Consider the following 17563-nt stretch of genomic DNA (forward strand, 5'->3'; position numbering starts at 1 on the left):
CCGCGGCGGAGCAGGCTGGTTAGACGGCCTCGGCGGCCGTGCCGAGCCCGTCGGACCAACCGCGGCGATCGTCGACGAGTCAGTCCACGCCCAGCCCGTCCGACCAACCGCAACGACCATCGGCAAATCAGTCCGAGCCGAGCCCCTCGAACCAGCTGCCGACGGCCTTCGCGGTTGTGGCGGCGTCGGCGTCGACCAGGCTGAAGTGGTCGCCCGGGACGGTGAGCACCGTGTCCGCGCGGTGCCAGGTCGTGCGCCAGGTGGCCGGGTCCCCGGTGTCCCGCGCCGGTTCGCCGCCGGTGGTGAAGCGGTGTTCCGGCCGGACGAGCACGGTCGGCGCCGCGACCTCGCCGAGGTCGACCTCCTCCAGCAAGCCCAGGTAGTGGGCCATCGCGGTGAGCTTGTCGCGGTCGAACGGGCCGTACTGCTCCTCGCGCTCGATCATGCCCGCCGCCATGTCGGACACGGTGTCCGCGGTGGCCTCGCCGCCGCCGTCCATCTCGTAGCTGTCGAGCAGGACCACGGCCGCCGGCGCGGGGCCGGTCTTCTCCAGCCGCGCGGCCAGCGCGTACGCCAGCACGCCGCCGGAGGAGTAGCCGAGCAGCGCGTACGGCTGCCCGTCCGCGCCGAGCCGGACGCTCTCGGCGAGCACGTCCAGCATGGCCTCGACATCGGCCGGAACCCGTTCCCCGGTAAGGAAACCGGGCGTGGGCAGGGCCGAGAACGCCCGGACGCCGCGGAACTGCGCGGCGAGCTTCGCGTACTGGTACGCGCCGCCCATCGCCGCGGGCGGCGGCACCGCGAGCAGCCGGGGCGAGGCCGCACCGGCGGCCAGCTCCAGCGGCCGGGGCTCCTCGGCCAGGTCGGCGGCACCGGTGAACTTCGGCCGGAGGCGGGCCGCCGCGCCGAGCAGCGCGATCCCGTCCTCCACCCGGCCGCCGCGGACCGCTTCGAAGAACAGCTCCTTCACCGGGTCCCCCGCGACCTCCGCCGGACCGCCGCCGGTGAGCAGGCCGAGCAGGTGCTTGGCCAGTCCCGCCGGGGTCCGGTGGTCGAACACCACCGAGGCCGGCAGCGTCACCTGGGCTGCCTGCGCGATCACGTTGCGCAGCTCGACGGCGGTGAGCGAGTCGAAGCCGAACTCCAGGAAGTGCGCGTCCGGGTCGATCACGTCCGTCCCGTCGTAACCGAGCAGCGCCGCGGCCCGGTCGAGCACGAACTGCCGCAGGCCCTTCTCGGTCAGCTCCAGCGAAGCCGGTTCCGCGACGGGCATTTCCACCACCGTCCGCCGCGCCCGGGTCGTCGCCCGCTTGGCCGTGCCGACCGTCTCGGGCAGCTCCGCCCGGCGCAGCGTCACCGAACCGGCGGCGGCGACCGGGGTCCCCGAACGGTCGGTGAGCAGCAGCGAGACGGCCCCCTCGCCGATCGGCGTCAGCCGGACCCGCAGCCGGGCGGCGCCGGTGGCGAAGAGCCGGAAATCGCTCCACTCGGCCGGAACCTGGTCGATCGCGGCCACAGTGGACAGTGCGGTGGCGTGCAGGGCGGCGTCGAGCGCGGCCGGGTGCAGCCCGAACCGGTCGGCGCCCATGCCGGCGTCGAGGTCGAGCTCGGCGAACACCGAGCCGTCCGCGATCCAGGCCGAGCGCAGCCGCCGGAAGCCGGGGCCGTAGTCCAGTCCCGCGTCGGCGAGCAGGCCGTACAGCTCGCCGACGTCGGCGGCGACCGCGCCGGGCGGGGGCCACTGCGTCAGCGGATCCGGCTCGGGACCCTCGTCCGGGGCCAGCGAGCCCTCCGCGTGCCGGGTCCAGTCGCCGTCCTGTCGCGAGTGGACGGTCACCGGCCGGTGCCCGTCCTCGCCGGGCGCGCCGACGAGGACCTGCAGCTGCGTCTTCTCCTGGCCGAGCACGAGCGGCGCGGCGGTCGCCAGCCGGACCAGCCGTCCGCAGCCGGCCTCGTCGCCGGCCCGGATCGCCAGCTCGACGAACCCGGCGGCCGGGAACACCGCGGCCCCGTCCACGCGGCGGTCGGCCAGCCACGGGTGGGTGGCCGTCGACAGCGTGCCCGTGAGCACGACCGTCGAGGAGCCGGCCACGCTGAGCACGGCGCCGGCGAGCGGGTGCTCGCTGGAGTTCAGCCCGCTCGAGGAAAGGTCGCCGGTCCCCCGGCGCGCCTCCATGTCGACCGAGGGCCAGTACCGGGTGCGGTGGAAGGCGTAGTCCGGCAGCGCGACCGGGTTCGCGGCCCGGCCGGTGAACATCCGCCGCACGTCGAGCCCGGCGCCGGTGACGTGCAGCCGCCCGGCGGCCAGCAGCGCGGACGCCGCCTCCGGCCGGTTCTTCCGCAGCACGGGGACGAAGACGGCATCGGCCAGCACGGACTGCGCCAGCGCCGTCAGCACGCCGTCGGTGCCGAGTTCCACGAACCGCGTGGCGCCGGTCGCCCGCACGGCGTCGGCGAACAGCACCGTGCCCCGGCAGTTGGCCACCCAGTGCGCCGGGTCGCGCAGCTCGCCGGTGACCGCGGTGCCGGTCACGGTGGACACCACGGCCAGCCGCGGCTCGTCGTAGGTCAGCTCGCCCGCGATCTCCGCCAGTTCCTCCAGGATCTCGTCGAGCACCGGCGAGTGGACCGCGCAGCCGATCGCGAGCCGGTTGGTGCGGCGGCCCAGCTTCGTGAAGTGCTCGGCGACGGCGAGCACGTCGCCCTCCTCGCCGGACACGACCACGGCGTTCGGCCCGTTCACCGCGGCCAGCGCGGCCCCCGCGCCGAGCAGCGGCGTGACCTCACCGGCGTCCGCCTCGATCGCGACCACGGCACCGGCGGGCATCTCCGCCATCAGCTGACCGCGGTGGGCGACCAGCTTCACCGCGTCGCCGAGCGAAAGCACCCCGGCCAGGTGCGCGGCCGCGATCTCGCCGACGGAGTGGCCGACCAGCACGTCCGGCCGCTGGCCCCACGACTCCAGCAGCCGGAACAGCGCCACCTCGAAGGTGAACACCGCGGCCTGGCTGAACTGCGTCCGGTCCAGCAGCTGCGCGCCGACGGAACCCGGCACGGCGAACATCACCTCCCGCAGCGAGCGGCCCAGGTACACGTCGAACTGCTCCGCCACCCGGTCGAGCTCCAGCGCGAACGCCGGGAAAGCCTCGTACAGACCGGCGCCCAGGCCGGCCCGCTGGGTCCCCTGGCCGGGCAGCAGGTAGGCGGTGGTGCCGCCGGAGCGCGCCCGTCCCGTCGCGATGTTGTCCACAGTGGAACTGTCCGAAGTAGACAGAGTGGTGAGCGCCGCGCGGACCTCGGCCGGATCAGCCCCGACCACGGCGGCCCGGTGGGAGAACAGCGGCCGGCGGCCGGCCAGCGAGTACGCGACGTCGAGCAGTTCCGGCGACGGTGTGGCGTCGAGCAGCTCCAGCAGGGCCCGCGCCTGGTCCGGCACCGCCGCGGCGGTCCGGGCCGACAGCACGAACGGCGGCAGCACCCCACCGGGGTCCACGACGGGCTCGACGGGCTCCGCGACTTCGGCGGGTGCCTGCTCCAGGATCACGTGCGCATTGGTCCCGCTGTAGCCGAACGCGGACACCGCGGCGCGGCGCGGACGGTCGGCACCGGGCCAGTCGCGGTTCTGTTCGAGCAGCCGGACGGTGCCGGCGGCCCAGTCGACGCCGTCGGTCGGCTCGGTGACGTGCAGCGTCTTCGGCAGCACACCGTGGCGCATCGCCTCGACCATCTTGATCACGCCGGCGACCCCCGCGGCGGCCTGGGTGTGCCCGATGTTCGACTTGACCGAGCCCAGCCACAACGGCCGGTCCGCCGGCCGCTCCCGGCCGTAGGTCGCGAGCAGCGCGGTGGTCTCGATGCGGTCGCCCAGCGGGGTGCTCGCGCCGTGCCCCTCGACGACGTCCACTTCGGACGCTTCGAGCCCGGCCGTGGCGAGCGCCCGGCGGATCAGCCGCTCCTGGGCGGCGCCGCTCGGCGCGGTGAGCCCGTTGGACGCGCCGTCGGCGTTCACCGCGCTGGCCTTGACGATCGCGAGCACGTCGTGACCGTGCCGGCGGGCGTCGGACAGCCGTTCGACGACCAGCACGCCGACCCCCTCGCCCCAGCCGAAGCCGTCGGCGGCGGTGGAATACGGCTTGCACCGGCCGTCGCGGGCCACCGCGCCGTCCACGAACTGCGCGAACGGCGCGGGCGAGACGAGCGCGGAGACGCCGGCGACCAGCGCCAGCGAGCAGTCGCCGCCGCGCAGCGCCTGCGCGCCCTGGTGCAGCGCGACCAGCGAGGACGAGCACGCGGTGTCCACCGAGACCGCCGGGCCCTCCAGCCCGAACGCGTAGGCGACCCGGCCGGAAACGACGCTGCTCAGCGCGCCCGAGCCGCGGTAGAGGCCGCCGCCCTGCTCCATCGCGTCACCCGGGTCGTAATCCGTCTGCATCACGCCGACGAACACACCCGTGTTGCTTCCCTTGAGCGCCAACGGGTCCAGGCCCGCGCCCTGCAGCGCGACCCACGCGGACTCCAGCAGCAGCCGCTGCTGCGGGTCCATCATCACGGCCTCGTTGGGGCTGATGCCGAAGAAGGCCGCGTCGAAGTCGGTGGCGGCCACGAACCCGCCCTGCGGGGTGCCGCCGTCCGGCGCGACCTGCTCCAGCCAGTGGTCCATGTCCCACGCGCGGTCGCCGGGGAAGTCGCCGATGCCGTCGCCGCCCTCGGCGACCAGGCGCCACAGGTCGGCCGGCGAGCCGACGCCGCCGGGGAAGCGGCAGGCCATGCCGACGATCGCGATCGGCTCGTCGGTGCTCGCGACGACCGGGGCGTCCTCGGCCACAGCCGGGTCGCCGAGGTCGCCCAGCAGCGACTCGTGCAGGTGCGCGGCCAGGTCGCCGGCGGTCGGGTGGTCGAAGACCAGCGTGGCCGTCAGGGAAAGCCCGGTGGCCTCGTTGAGCGTGTTGCGCAGCTCGACCGCGGTGAGCGAGTCGAAGCCGAGGTCCTTGAACGCGCGGTCGGCGTCGACCACGTCGGCCGAGCCGTGGCCGAGCACCGCGGCGGCGTGCCGGACGACCAGCTCGCGCAGATGGTCCAGCCGCTGGCCCGCGGGCAGCCGGATCAGCTTGCCCAGCAACGAGTCCGCCCCGGCCTCACGGTCGGAGACGGTGCGCCGCGCCGTCGGGACCAGGCCGCGCAACAGGTCCGGCACGCCACCGGCGTCCCGCCACGCGGGCAGGTCCAGCTTGATCGGCACGTACACCTCGCCGGTCGAGCCGAGGGCCGCGTCGAAGAGCGCGAGGCCTTCGGCCGCGGTGAAAGCACCAAGACCGCGCTGTGTCCCCCGGGGGTGCAACCCCCGGACCCCGCCTGGGGGCAACCCCCCAGACCCCCTCACAAGAGAGACACCAGCCATACCGGCATCGGACTCCCACATGCCCCACGCGAGCGAGTGCGCGGGCTTGCCTTCGGCCCGGCGACGGACGGCGAGCGCGTCGAGGAAGGCGTTCGCGGCGGCGTAGTTGCCCTGGCCGGGCGCGCCGAGCACGCCTGCGGCCGAGGAGAAGGTGACGAACGCCGTGAGGTCACCCGCCAGTTCGTGCAGGTGCCAGGCGGCCAGCGCCTTCGGGTTGAAGACGCGGTCGATCCGGTCCGGGGTGAGCGACGGCAGCACGCCGTCGTCCAGCACCCCGGCGGCGTGCACGACCGCGGTCACCGGGTGCTTCTTCAGCAGGGCACGGACCTTCGCCCGGTCGGCGAGGTCGGCGGCGACCACCTTGGCCTCCGCCCCCAGCTCCGAGAGCTGGGCGACGAGTTCGGCGGCACCCGGCGCGTCCATGCCGCGGCGGCTGACGAGCAGCAGCTTCTTCGCCCCCTGCCGCGCGAGGTGCGCCGCGACGAGCTTGCCCAGCGCGCCCGTGCCGCCCGAAAGCAGCACAGTGCCACTGTCCCAAAGCGACGGTCCGGTCCCGGAGTCCACCACGGCGCGGGCCAGCCGCGGCGCGTGCGCCACACCGTCCACAACGGACACTGAAGACTCGTCGGCGATCGAGATCGCGGCCAGCTGCTCCGGCGTCGCGTCGCCGTCGACGAGCACGATCCGGCCCGGGTTCTCCCCCTGGGCCGAGCGCACGAGCCCGGCGACGGCGGCCCCGGCGAGATCGCCCCGGGTCACCACGAGCAGACGGCCGGAAGGCGTTGCGGCGAGCCAGGTCTGGAGTTCGGCCAGTGCCGTGTGGACGGCCTTCTTCGCCGCGGCCGCGTCCTTCCCCGGCTTCACCTCGTACACCGTGAAGTCCGGCGAAGCGGGCGCGTCCGGCAGGGCGATCGGGACCGGGTCCACCCGCAGCAGGGCGTCCGTGCTGCTCGGCACCGCGCGGGCGGCGGCCAGCTGCTCCTCGCTGATCCGGCGCAGCTTCAGCTCGCCGACGCGGGCGACCGGCGCGCCGGCGGAGTCCGCGAGCCGCAGCTCCACGGCCTGCTCACCGGTCGGCCGGATGTGCACGCGCAGGGCGGCCGCTCCGGCGGCCAGCAGCTCGACGTCGGACCACGCGTAGGGCAGCGTCGTGCCCTCCCCCGCGGCCGAGCTGAGCCCGACGGCATGCAGCGTCGCGTCGAACGCGGCCGGGTGCAGGCCGAACGCCTCCGCGCCGAGCCGGTCCTGCTCGGGCAGCGCGACCTCGGCGTACACGTCTTCTCCGACCCGCCAGGCCGCACGCAGGCCCTGGAACACGGGGCCGTACGCCATTCCGTGCTCGGCCAGCATTTCGTACATGCCCTCGACGTCGACCGCCTCGGCCCCCGCCGGAGGCCAGGCACTCAGGTCGAACGGCGCGCTGGGCGAAACCGCGCTGAGCCGTCCGTCGGCGTGCCGCACCCAAGCGGCCGCGGTCGCGAGGTCGTCCGGGCGCGAGTGGATGCTGATCGGCCGCGAGCCGTCCTCGGCGGGGGTGCCGACGCGCACCTGGATCCGCGCCGCGCCCTTCTCGGGCAGTACCAGCGGCGCGTGCAGCGTCAGTTCCTGGACCCGGCCGCAGCCGGCCTCGTCCCCGGCGCGCACGGCCAGTTCGACGAACGCCGTGCCGGGCAGCAGGATCGCGCCGCCGACCACGTGGTCGTTCAGCCACGGGTGGGTGGCCGCGGAGACCCGGCCGGACAGCACCAGCCCGTCGGCGTCCGCGAGCAGCGTCGCCGCGCCCAGCAGCGGATGCTCGACCGGGTCGAGGCCCATCGACGTCACGTCGCCGGAACCCGAGGAGACCTCCAGCCAGTACCGCTGGTGCTGGAAGACGTACGTGGGCAACGCGGCCTGCCCCGCCCCCCGCGCGGCGAAGTGCGCGGACCAGTCCGGCACCACGCCGCGGACGTGCAGCGTTGCCAGCGCGGTGGCGACCGCGACGTCCTCGGCGACGTCACGCCGCTGCGCGGGCACGGCGACGGCGGAGTCGGCGGCCGACTGCGGAACCACGGCGGTGAGCGGCGCGTCGGGGCCCAGCTCCAGGAAGCGGTTGACTCCCTCGGCCGACAGCGCGCGGACCGCGTCGGCGAACCGCACCGGCTGCCGGACGTTGCGCACCCAGTACTCGGGGTCGGTCAGCTCGTCGAAGACCTCGGCGCCGGTGACCGACGAGACGACGGTGAGCGTCGGCTGGTGATACGCCAGACCCTGGGCGACGGCACGGAGCTCCGCGAGCATCGGCTCCATCAGGCGTGAGTGGAACGCGTGCGAGACACGCAGCTGTGTCGTCCGGCGTCCGGCTTCGGTGAACTTCGCGGCCACCGCGAGCACGGCGGCCTCCGTCCCGGAGAGCACCACCGAATGCGGGCCGTTCACGGCGGCGACGTCGACCGTCCCTTGTGGATCGTGGACGGCCACCTCCTCGGGCGTGCCCTCGACGGCGACCATCGCACCACCGCCGGGCAGCGCCTGCATCAGCCGCCCGCGCGCGGCGACCAGCGTGGCGGCGTCCGCCAGCGACAGCACCCCGGCGCAGTGCGCGGCGGCCAGCTCGCCGATCGAGTGACCGCACACCGCCTCGGGGACCAGGCCCCAGGACTCGGCCAGGCGGAACAGCGCGACCTCGAACGCGAACAGCGCGGCCTGGGTGTTCCCCGTCCGCGCCAGCGCGTCCGCGTCGGTGTTGATCACCTCGCGGATGGGGCGGTCCAGGTGCCGGTCGAGTTCGGCGCAGGCCTCGTCGTAGGCGGCGGCGAACGCCGGGTACGCGGCGGCCAGCTCGCGGCCCATGCCGGCGCGCTGGGAACCCTGACCGGAGAACAGGAACGCGGTGTTCACCTCACCGCGCGCGACGCCGGTGATCGCGCCCGGCCCGCCGTTCACGAAGGCGGTCAGCCCGGCCAGCAGCTCGGTGCGGTCGCGGCCGACCACGGCGGCGCGGTGGTCCAGGTGCGTGCGCCCGGCGGCCAGCGTGCGCGCCACGTCCAGCGGCGGCAGCCCCGGCTCGGCGGCCAGGTGCTCGGCCAGCCGCGCGGCCTGCGCCCGCAGCGCCTGCGGGGTACGCCCGGACAACACGAACGGCACCGCGGCCGGGCTGCCCACCTCGGCATCTCCGTCCACAGAGGACGAAGCCTCGGGGTCGGGCGCTTCCTCGAGGATGATGTGCGCGTTGGTCCCGCTCAGCCCGAAACACGAAACGGCGCCACGGCGGGGACTTTCGCCCCGCGGCCACTCGCGCGGCTCAGTCAGCAGCTCGACCTGCCCGGCCGTCCAGTCGACGTGCCGGGTCGGCTTGTCGACGTGCAGTGTCCGCGGCAGCACGCCGTGGTTCAGCGCCAGCACGATCTTCAGCACCCCGGCGACGCCGGACGCGGCCTGCGTGTGGCCGATGTTGGACTTGATCGAGCCCAGCCGCAGCGGGCTGTTCTCGGGACGGCCCTGGCCGTACGTCGCGAGCAGGGCCTGCGCCTCGATCGGGTCGCCGAGCTTGGTCGCGGTGCCGTGCGCCTCGACGACGTCGACCTCCTCCGGGCCGACCTTCGCGTTCGCCAGCGCCTGGCGGATCACCCGCTGCTGGGCCGGGCCGTTGGGCGCGGTCATGCCGTTGGACGCGCCGTCCTGGTTGATCGCGGTGCCGCGCACGAGCGCGAGGACCGGGTGGCCGTTGCGGCGCGCGTCGGACAGGCGCTCGACGAGCAGCATGCCGCAGCCCTCGGACCAGCCGGTGCCGTCGGCGGAGTCGGCGAACGTGCGGCAGCGAGCGCTGCGGGCGAGCGTGCCGTCGAGGGAGAACTCGACGAAGGTGCGCGGCGTGGACATCACCGAGACGCCGCCGGCCAGTGCCAGCGAGCACTCACCGGCGCGCAGGGCCTGCACCGCCAGGTGCAGCGCGACGAGCGAGGACGAGCACGCGGTGTCGATCGTGACCGCGGGTCCTTCGAGCCCGAAGGTGTAGGCGAGCCGGCCGGAGATCACGCCGGACGAGCCGTAGCTGCCCTGGTAGTTGTGGTACATCGTGCCGGCGAACACCCCGGTGGGACTGCCTTTGACCGAGTGCGGCGCGATGCCCGCCCGCTCGAACGCCTCCCACGACGTCTCCAGCAGGAGCCGTTGCTGCGGGTCCATCAGCAGTGCCTCGCGCGGGCTGATGCCGAACAGGTCGGCGTCGAAGTCGAGGGCGTCGTGGAGGAAGCCGCCCTCCCGCACGTAGCTGGAGCCGGGCCGCTCGCCGCTGGGGTCGTAGAGCCGGTCGAGGTCCCAGCCGCGGTTGGCGGGGAACTCCCCGATCGCGTCGACCCCGCCGTCGAGGAGCCGCCAGAGGTCCTCCGGGGTGTTCGCCCCGCCGGGCAGCCGGCAGGCCATGCCGACGATCGCGATCGGTTCGCGCGCGGCGTCGGTCAGCCGGCGGTTCTTGTCACGCAGCCGTTCGGTCTCCTTCAGCGACGCCCGGAGCGCACCGACCAGTTTTTCCTCGGAGTTGCCCACGTGTCCTCGTTCCTTCCACCGTCGCCTGAGGCCCGACCGGGCTGACGATACGAGCGCCGCCGTCGCCGGACCCACCCCTAACAGCCCCAGGAACACCGCCCCGACGAGGCCGCCAAGGTCCGCTTTAGACGGTCTTTAGGGGTTGTCCGCCACACCCCGCCGATGTCAGATTTCCTCCAGATTCAAGGAATTCGCGCCCGGAGCTCGACGACACCGATGTGGACTGGGGATCGATATGCACAGGAACATACGCAGGCTCCTGGTCGTGGGAGCACACGGCGACGACGAAACGCTCGGCGCGGGGGGCACCATCGCCCGCCTGGCCGACGAGGGCGCGGTGGTCTCGCTCTGCATCCTGACCAACGACGACGGCTCGCGGTCGGCCACCGGCGCCGGGGTCACCGACCGCACCGCCGCGATCGAGCTGGCGGCGAAGACGCTGGGCGTCGAGCGCGTGCGGATCAGCGAGTTCGGCGACAACCGGCTCGACACCGTCAGCCATCTCGAACTCAACCGCGTGGTGGAGCGCGAGGTCCGCGACTTCGAGCCGGACACGATCCTCACCACCAGCATGTGCGACCTGAGCACCGACCACGCGCTGGTCAGCCGCGCCGCCCGGGTCGCGGGCCGTCCCGGCAAGGGCAGCGTGCAGGAGGTGCGGACGTTCGAAATCCGCTCGGCCACCGACGTCGGTGAGGCCTCCGGCCTGCCGGTCGCCTTCCGGCCCAACTGCTGGCAGCGCCTCGACGAGACGCACCTCGACCGCAAGCTCGAAGCGCTGCGGGCGTACGGCAAGGAACTGGAGCCGTGGCCCAACCCGCGCAGCGAGCGCGGAGTGCGGGCGCTCGCCGAATACCGGGGCTCGCAGATTTCGGCCGGACTGGCCGAGGCCTTCGAAATCGTCCGGGTCGTCCACTAAGCATTTTCTCCGTGTCAGAAACAGGTGAACCGGAATGACCAGTACTGTCGCTGAATACCAAACCGTCGCCGAGCTGAACAAGCTGGCCTCTGTCGCCGTGATCGGGATGGGCTACGTCGGGCTGCCGACCGCGCTCGGCCTGCACGCCGGCGGGGTCGGGGTGATCGGCATCGACCTGTCCCAGAACCGCCTGGATTCGATCCGCTCCGGCGAGGTCGACCTGATCGAGAGCGATCACCGCCGGCTGGAGAAGGCCGTGCACCAGGAGGACTTCCAGCTCACCACGGACTCCGCCCGGATGGGCGAGGCCGACGCGGTGCTGGTGTGCGTGCCGACCGGGCTCGACGAGTACCTGATGCCCGACCTCGGCCCGCTGGAGAGCGCCTGTGCCGAGCTGATCGCCCACGCGCGGGCCGGCCAGACGCTGATCCTCACCTCGACCAGCTACGTCGGCACCGCCGAGCGGCTGCTGGTGAAACCGTTGCTGGCCAAGGGTTTCAAGGTCGGCCGGGACATCTTCGTCGCGTCCAGCCCGGAGCGGATCGACCCGGGCAACGTCACGCACACGCAGGCCGAGACCCCGCGCGTGCTGGGCGGCGTGACCCCGGCGTGCACCGCGATGGCGCAGCGCGTGATCAACGTGCTCACCCCCGCCGTGCACTGCGTCAGCTCGCCGGAGACGGCGGAGATGACCAAGCTGTTCGAGAACACGTTCCGCGCGGTGAACATCGCGCTGGCCAACGAGTTCGCGGAGATCAGCGACGGCTTCGCGATCGATCCGATCGAGGTGATCGACGCCGCGGCGAGCAAGCCGTACGGGTTCATGGCCTTCCACCCCGGCCCCGGCGTCGGCGGCCACTGCATCCCGTGCGACCCGCACTACCTGCTGTGGCAGCTGCGCGCGACGCAGAGCAACGCGCCGCTCGTCACGCAGGCCATGCACGCCATCGCGGAACGGCCGAAGCAGGTCGTGGAGCGCGTGCTGAACACGCTTTCCCGCGACGGCAAGGGAATGGCGGGCGCGCGGATCCTTGTGGTCGGCGTGACCTACAAGCCCGGCGTCCAGGACGTGCGTTCGTCCTCGGCGCTCGACATCCTCGACCTGCTCGCCGCGAAGGGCGCGAAGGTCGGCTACTACGACCCGCTCGTGCCCAACGTGCGAGTGACCGGAGGCGCCCTCGACGGCATCGCCGAGCCGGACGGCGGCGACTGGGACGTCGCCCTGATCCACACGATCCAGCCCGGCCACTCCTACGAGTGGCTCGCCGACTGCGACACCGTGGTCGACGCCACCTACCGCTTCGACCGCGCGCTGTTCGCGAACTGAGAGGACTCCTGACGTGCGTTACCTCATCACCGGCGGGGCCGGGTTCATCGGCTCCCACCTCACCGAACACCTCCTCGGCCTCGGGCACGAGGTCGTCGCCCTCGACAACCTCAGCACCGGCACGCTCGACAACCTCGCCGGCGTCTCCGGGCACGCGGGCTTCCGCTTCGTCCGCGGCTCGGTGACCGACCCGGCTTCGGTCGAGTCGTGCATGGCCGGCATCGACGCCGTGTTCCACCTCGCCGCCGCGGTCGGCGTGTTCACCATCCTCGACAAGACGATGGACAGCCTCCGCACCAACCTGCACGGCACCGAGAACCTGCTGGACGCCGCGCTGCGCCACGACGTGCCGATCCTGGTCGCGTCCACCAGCGAGATCTACGGCAAGAACACTGCCAGCGGGCTGACCGAGGACGCCGACCGGATCATCGGCTCGCCGCTGAAGAACCGCTGGTCCTACGCCGAAGCCAAGGCGCTGGACGAAACCTTCGCCCACCTCTACGCCGTGGAGCACGGGCTGCGCACGGTGATCGTGCGCCCGTTCAACACGGTCGGGCCGCGCCAGACCGGGCGCTACGGCATGGTCATCCCGCGGTTCGTCACGCAGGCGCTGGCGGGCGAGCCCCTCACCGTGTTCGGCGACGGCCAGCAGACCCGCTGCTTCTGCCACGTGCACGACGTGGTGCCGGCGCTGGTCGCCCTGCTGTCCGACGAATCCGCGTACGGCAAGGTGTTCAACCTCGGCAGCACCGAGCAGACCACGATCTCGCAGCTCGCCGAGCGCGTGATCACCAAGACGGGCTCCGCGAGCAGCATCGCGAAGGTCCCGTACGAGGAGGCGTACGGCGAAGGCTACGAGGACATGCAGCGCCGTATCCCGGACTGCACCCGCGCGTACGAGCAGATCGGCTTCTCCCCGACCCGCACCCTCGACGACATCATCGCCGCGGTGGTCGCCGACCGCCGCTCCTGACCGCGGCTGCCACTGCCACGTGAGAAGGCCGCGTCCTGCACCGGGACGCGGCCTTCTCACGTATACGTGCTCCGGGCGCTCAACCCCCGGCCACGCCGCCGAGCTTGCGGTACACGCGCGTCAGGTGTTCTCGCACCGCGCTCGTGGAAACCCCCAGAGCCTCCGCGATCGCGTGGACACCCGTGCCGTGCGCCGCCAGTTCGGCCACCCGCAGCTCGGTCTCGTCGAGCACCACCGGATCGCCGCTCACCCGGCACTCCCTTGCCGCAGCGGCAATCCCACCGCGCCACCACCACCCGCCCCGCCCACGCCGGCCATCACTGCCCGCCTTCGGCGCCGGCCAGCTCGCCCGCCAGCGCGGAGCGCCCGGGGACGCCGAGCTTGCGGTACACCCGCGTCAGATGCTGTTCCACCGTGCTCACCGTGATGTACAGCGTCTCCGAGATCTGCCGGTTGGTCCGCCCGTGCGCCGCCAGTTCGGCGACCCTCAGCTCCGCCTCGCTCAACGTCGCCGGATTCCCGGCCGGATTCCCCTCGGTCACCGCCGCGCCGTTCGGCTCGGCCGCCACCGGCCGTGCCACCGGCCGCGGTGCCCTGGACGCCGCCGCGGACGCCTGCCGCGGCACGTGCACCGGCTTGACCAGCCCCGCGGACCGTTCCGCCCGCTGGCCCAGCTGGTTGAGCGTGCGCACGGTCTTCGCCAGCTCCAGCCGGTCGCCGGACGCCTTGAACGCCTCGGCCGCGCGGTTGAGCAGCCCCGGGCGCGCGGCGCTGTCGCCGGCGAAAGCCAGCACTCGCAGGGCCGAGCCCTGGGAGTAACTGTCGGTCGGGGCCGAGCAGCCGAGCTGCTGCTTGGCCAGCTCGACGGCGAGCGTCGGGTTGCCCAGCCGCAGATTCGCCTCGGCCAGATCGGTGCGCCACGGCACGATCGCCGGCAGGTCGAGGTCGCGGTCCCGCAGGATCCGCTGGCACTGCTGGAAATCGCTGACCGCGGCGAGGCCCCGGTTCGTCGCCAGGTGGAACTGCCCGCGGGCGCGCAGGTAGCGGACGCCGCCCAGGGTCGTGAACACCACGTCCGGCACCGGGTGCCGCAGCACGGCGGCCGCCGCCTTGAACGCGCCGGCCGCGGTGTGCGCGCTCAGCAGCGTGGCCAGCGGGTAGCTGATCGCCACGCCCCAGTTCGGCGCGTCCAGCATCGCCAGCGCGCGGGCGGCCTGCTCGGTCGCGGCGGCGACGTCGCCCCGGCGCAGCGCCAATCCGGCGCCGATCGCGTCGAGCATCGCCTTCCACGTGACCGCGCCGCGGTACTCGGCCTCCTCGCCGAGCGAGGTGCACCAGCCTTCGGCGCGGTCGGACTTGCCGTCGTAGGCCAGCGCCAGTATCGCGGTGGCCAGCGCCTCGAGCGAGGTGTCGGAAAGCCGGCAGTTCTGCAGGATCCGCTCCGCACAGGCAGAAGTCGCCTCGCCCCCGCCGGTGCGCCATACCGCGCCGAGCGTGCTCGCGGTGTGCAGCCACGGGTCGCCGGACTCCGGTACCGCAGCGGACACGCCGTAGTGCCACTGCCCGGCCAGGCTCAGCTCGGCCGCGGTGCGCGGGTCGAGCGGCTCGATGTCGTCGCCGAGCGCGGCGAACGCGCGCTCGAACGTCTCGCGGTCGCCGAACCACAGCGATTGGCGCACCAGCGCGATCCGGTCCGACTGGTCCAGCTGGTCCCCGCCCTGGCGCAGGCACTCCAGGTGCGGCACCGCCGCGGCCGGGTTGACCCGCCAGGTGATCTTCGCCAGCAGCTGCGAAATCGTCTGCTGCTCCCACTTCGCGGTCGCGACGGTCGCGGCCAGCTTGAGGCAGCGGGTGGCGAAGTCGACGTCGTCGCCGAGCATCACCTGCTCCGCGGCTTCGACCAGTACCGGCAACGCCCAGTCGGCGTTCGCCTCGCCCGCCGCGACGAGGTGCCGGGCGACGTCCGCGGCGGCGAGGCCACGGGCGTGCTTCACCTCGGCGGCCCGGACGTGCAGCCGCACCTTCTCCGGCCCGCGCAAGCCGCCGACCACGGCCGCCGCGGCCGGCGGCTGCCGGAACCGGACGCCGGCGACCAGGCCGCTGTCGGCCAGCACCCCGGCGGACGCCTCGGCGTCGAGCGGGTCGACGCCGGCGACGGCGGCCACGGCCTCGGTCGTGACGTCGGTGTCCAGCACCGCGATCGCCGTCGCCACCTCGCGCAGCGGCGAGCCGTAGCGGTGCAGCAGGCGCTGGACCGCCTCGGAGTAGGCGAGCCCGACGCGGCTGTCGTCGGCATTGCCGCGGTACGCGTCGAGCAAAGCGTTGACCAGCAACGGATTCCCGGCGGTCAGCTCGTGGATCCGCTCGGGCCTGCCGTCGTGGCCCGCGGCCGCGACGAGTTCGGCGATGGCCGCCACCGACAGCGGCGTCAGCTGCACGTGCCGGTGCGGCTGGGCGGCGAACGGCAGCCCGTCCCCCGCATACCAGCTGTCCGGGTGGTTCAGCACGAGCAGCAGCGCGGCCGAGCGGGTCCGGCGCTGCAGCCGGAGCAGCAGCCGCGCCGAGGTTTCGTCGACGTGGTGGAGGTCGTCGACCGCCACCAGCACCGCGCGTTCGCGGGCCAGCCGGTGCACCGCGCTGACGAGACCGGCGATCCGGTCCTCGGTGTCACCCTCGGTGAGCAGCCCGGTGATCGCCCGCGGCAGCGCGGGACCGGCCAGCAGCTGGTCGATCACCCCGCCGTCCACGTCCCGTTCGTCGGCCGCGCCCGCCGCTGTGAGCGTGAGGATGCCCAGTTCCCCGGCCCGCGCCACCACCTGGTTCTGCACCTGTGTCTTGCCGCTGGCCGGTCCCCCGCCGACCAGCACGGTTTCGCCGGCTCCGGCATCGCATTCGATCAGTAGGCCCTCGATAAACGCCACCGCTCCCTGTGGATCGTTTCGGCGGTTCTGCCCCCAGTTCACGCCCATCGTTAGCTCCTCGACGCAGGCGGTCATCTTCCTGCGACAACGACAGTTCCAGCCAAGCCCTAAGTGCAGCCAACCGCGATCTAAAGTCACCCGAAGGGGCGTATTGACTACAGACTGTCGCAACCGGATAGGGGTTGTCCCCCAACGGAAAGCCCCGGAGACTTCCCGAACTGTGACTGCCGTGAACGAGACTTCGAGCCGGTGGATCCGGCGCTTCCACCCGGCCGGCGACGCGCGCGTGCGGCTGGTCTGCCTACCGCACGCGGGCGGGTCGGCGACCGCGTACTTCCCGCTCTCGCGCGCGGCCGCCGCGGCCGGGCTGGACGCCGAGGTCGTCGCCGTGCAGTACCCGGGCCGTCAGGACCGGCGCGCGGAGCCCTGTTACGACGACGTCGGCGACCTGGCCGACTCGATCGCCGACGACCTGGCCCCGTGGTCCGACCGCCCGCTGGCGCTGTTCGGCCACAGCATGGGCGCCACCGTCGGCTACGAGGTGGCGCGCCGTCTGGAGACGCGGGGAACGGAGCTGCTGGGCCTGTTCGCGTCCGCCTGCCGCGCGCCGTCCCGGCACCGCGTCGAGTACGTCCACCAACGCGACGACGACGGCCTGATCGCCGCGCTCAAGGAGCTGAGCGGCACCGACACCGCCGTCCTGGGCGACGACGAGCTGTTGCGCATGGTGCTGCCCGCCGTCCGCGGGGACTACACCGCCGTGGAGACCTACCGGCACCGCGAAGGGCCCGAGCTGGCCTGCCCCATCGAGGTGCTGGTGGGCGACGCGGACCCGGTGACGACCCTGGCGGAAGCGGACGCCTGGCGAGCCCACACCACGGGCGGCTGTGCCCTGGAAGTCTTCCCTGGCGGGCATTTCTACCTGAACGCGCGGCTGGAAGCCGTGCTGGCCACGGTGGCGGCCCGGCTCCGGGAATGGGTGACCGCGAGCAACGCGAGCGCGCCCGGCCGGCGCACCCGGTAAGGGTGAGGAAACCCCACCTCGGGTTCAGGTGCCGCCCCCATGGTTGCGCGGCCCCGGATTCGCCAAACTGGGTACATCAAGGAAACAGCCGGAACCACCAGCCCTCGGAGGAAGTCATGATGGCGATCCAGACCGCTCCCGGTGTCACGCAGCGGATGCTCCCCAACGGCCACCTCGAGCTCTCCTGCCGCGCCACCCGCCGCCAGGTCGAGTGCGAGCCCGTCGCGGCCGCCATGTGGATCGCCCTGAAGCAGCACAACGGCGACGTGGACCGCGCCGCCGACGTCCTGGCCGCCCTCTGGGAAACCGACCCCGAAGACACCCGCTACGACATCGTCGCCCTCGCCGGCTCCCTCTGCTCCCTGGGCCTGCTCACCGAGGTCTGAGCCGCCCGCGCTCACCCTGAAATCGCAGCAGCCACGACGCACGAAGGGCCGCCCGCGACGGCACTGTCGCGAGCGGCCCCGGAGATTT

General features: G+C 73.3%; 7 protein-coding genes and 1 pseudogene. 5 read left to right on the plus strand and 3 right to left on the minus strand.

Going from position 1 to position 17563, the window contains the following annotated elements; all coding sequences use genetic code 11:
* Nucleotides 1–127: 127 nt before the first annotated feature.
* Nucleotides 128–9892 (minus strand): annotated as a pseudogene (locus tag BMY97_RS00575) (SDR family NAD(P)-dependent oxidoreductase); the annotation flags it as partial.
* A 298-nt stretch (nucleotides 9893–10190) separates the two neighbouring features.
* Between BMY97_RS00575 and BMY97_RS00580 the strand changes: the two are divergent.
* The 3 genes from BMY97_RS00580 to BMY97_RS00590 are packed head-to-tail and all read left to right on the plus strand — an operon-like array spanning nucleotide 10191 to nucleotide 13144.
* Nucleotides 10191–10844 carry a PIG-L deacetylase family protein gene (locus BMY97_RS00580; protein ID WP_245787067.1) on the plus strand — a complete coding sequence of 218 codons (654 nt, stop codon included), beginning with the start codon at nucleotides 10191–10193 and terminating at the stop codon, nucleotides 10842–10844.
* Between the two features lie 34 nt (nucleotides 10845–10878).
* The gene (locus BMY97_RS00585; RefSeq protein ID WP_091610900.1) at nucleotides 10879–12171 is read left to right on the plus strand and encodes a nucleotide sugar dehydrogenase; all 1293 of its coding nucleotides are present in this window, start codon (nucleotides 10879–10881) and stop codon (nucleotides 12169–12171) included.
* 13 nt (nucleotides 12172–12184) lie between these two features.
* The gene (locus BMY97_RS00590; protein WP_091610901.1) at nucleotides 12185–13144 is read left to right on the plus strand and encodes an NAD-dependent epimerase/dehydratase family protein; all 960 of its coding nucleotides are present in this window, start codon (nucleotides 12185–12187) and stop codon (nucleotides 13142–13144) included.
* 79 nt (nucleotides 13145–13223) lie between these two features.
* Here the strand turns inward: BMY97_RS00590 and BMY97_RS00595 are convergent, their stop codons facing one another.
* Both BMY97_RS00595 and BMY97_RS00600 read right to left on the minus strand, forming a co-directional pair.
* Complete coding sequence (locus BMY97_RS00595) at nucleotides 13224–13394, minus strand: helix-turn-helix domain-containing protein (RefSeq protein WP_177231117.1); 171 nt, start codon at nucleotides 13392–13394, stop codon at nucleotides 13224–13226.
* 67 nt (nucleotides 13395–13461) lie between these two features.
* Nucleotides 13462–16065, minus strand: coding sequence for a helix-turn-helix transcriptional regulator (locus BMY97_RS00600; protein WP_245787068.1), 2604 nt, complete (start codon nucleotides 16063–16065; stop codon nucleotides 13462–13464).
* A gap of 229 nt (nucleotides 16066–16294) precedes the next feature.
* On the opposite strand from BMY97_RS00600, the gene BMY97_RS00605 reads away from it, so the two are divergent.
* Both BMY97_RS00605 and BMY97_RS00610 read left to right on the plus strand, forming a co-directional pair.
* A complete protein-coding gene (locus BMY97_RS00605; RefSeq protein WP_091610910.1) occupies nucleotides 16295–17089 on the plus strand; it encodes a thioesterase II family protein in 795 nt (264 codons plus the stop codon).
* Between the two features lie 119 nt (nucleotides 17090–17208).
* A complete protein-coding gene (locus BMY97_RS00610; RefSeq protein ID WP_245787069.1) occupies nucleotides 17209–17475 on the plus strand; it encodes a hypothetical protein in 267 nt (88 codons plus the stop codon).
* Nucleotides 17476–17563: the final 88 nt, after the last annotated feature.

Source organism: Amycolatopsis saalfeldensis, from assembly GCF_900110575.1.
Classification (GTDB): domain Bacteria; phylum Actinomycetota; class Actinomycetes; order Mycobacteriales; family Pseudonocardiaceae; genus Amycolatopsis; species Amycolatopsis saalfeldensis.

Coding starts and splice junctions, on each gene's coding strand:
- BMY97_RS00585 (WP_091610900.1), top strand. CDS start 10,879: ATGACCAGTACTGTCGCTGAATACCAAACCGTCGCCGAGCTGAACAAG.
- BMY97_RS00610 (WP_245787069.1), top strand. CDS start 17,209: ATGGCGATCCAGACCGCTCCCGGTGTCACGCAGCGGATGCTCCCCAAC.